At 47.8% G+C, this 782-nt stretch carries 1 protein-coding gene; it reads left to right on the forward strand.

The window, feature by feature from the left end; all coding sequences use genetic code 11:
* Positions 1-84: 84 nt before the first annotated feature.
* On the forward strand, positions 85-782 hold a 698-nt coding region (locus SQ11_RS15495), incomplete at its 3' end, for an alginate export family protein (protein WP_232298044.1).

Raw genomic sequence — 782 nt, forward strand, 5'->3', positions numbered from 1 at the left:
TTTATAGATAAACTATCAGATACAATCAGAGCTGGTCTGCAGGTAACCATCACCTGCCTCATTTGTATAAACGGGAGCAGCCCGGTGTTTGCCAGCGAGCGTTCCGTTACTGAAAATCATCAGATTGACTGGTCTAAAGCCCCTCCGGTAACACCACCACCTCGCTCTGGAATTTTTGGCAAGCCTCCAGCAGGCCCCGGCTATTTTTCATTACTGGACTGGTTTGATGGCAACAGACAGGATAAACCACAGTTTGACCCTCACCCACCTGCAGCGCTGACAACAACTCCGGCATTTGATTTTGATTTCCGCTATCTTGAACAACCAGATCATGAAAAGGATTTTTTTGATCCAGTTAAACGTATTCATCTGAGTGATGACTGGCTACTGTCTTTCGGTGGCAGCTTCTGGTATCGCTACATGCATGAAACTGACAGCCGCCTGAATCCAGCAAAAGCCAACAATAATTATCATTTGTTACGAACACGGCTTCATGCTGATCTTTGGTATCAGGATCGCTTCCGGTTGTTTGCCGAGATGCTGGATGCGCGCGCACTGGGGCTGGATTTGCCGCCGCTTGCTATCGACAAGAATCATACTGATATGCTCAATCTGTTTGCAGATGTCAAACTGGGGCAATTCATGGATGATCCGGTCTATCTGCGAGTAGGGCGCCAGGAACTGCTATACGGATCGCAGCGGTTGATACCAACACTAGACTGGGCAAATACCCGTCGCACATTCCAGGGGATAAAAACATTCTGGCAAAATCCGACATTCAA

The sequence above is a fragment of the Nitrosospira sp. NpAV genome (assembly GCF_000832065.1).
Taxonomy (GTDB): Bacteria; Pseudomonadota; Gammaproteobacteria; order Burkholderiales; family Nitrosomonadaceae; genus Nitrosospira.